Origin of the sequence: Bradyrhizobium uaiense, from assembly GCF_010811875.1 — a bacterium.
GTDB classification, from domain to species: Bacteria; Pseudomonadota; Alphaproteobacteria; order Rhizobiales; family Xanthobacteraceae; genus Bradyrhizobium; species Bradyrhizobium uaiense.
In genome coordinates, this window is record NZ_VKHP01001090.1 from 1 (window position 1) to 237 (window position 237).

A 237-nucleotide genomic window follows, 5' to 3' on the forward strand; every position below is an offset into this window, starting at 1 on the left:
ACATCGCCTCGAAGATCCGCCACCAAACACCCTTGATGCTCCATCGGCTGAAGCGCCGGAACACGCTGTTCCAATCGCCGAAGACCTCCGGGAGATCGCGCCAGGGACAGCCCGTACGCACGATCCAAAGCACCCCTTCCACGAACATCCGGTTGTCGCGTCCAGTCGAGCCCTTCTGGTCAGGCCGGCCGATGATCAGCGGCGCCATCCGCTCCCAGCCTGCGTCGCTCAACACCA

1 protein-coding gene is annotated in these 237 nt (G+C 63.7%); it reads right to left on the reverse strand.

The annotated features are described in order from the left end of the window. A partial coding sequence (locus FNJ47_RS48890) for a transposase (protein WP_347341844.1) occupies positions 1-235 on the reverse strand: 235 nt, incomplete at its 3' end. Positions 236-237: the final 2 nt, after the last annotated feature.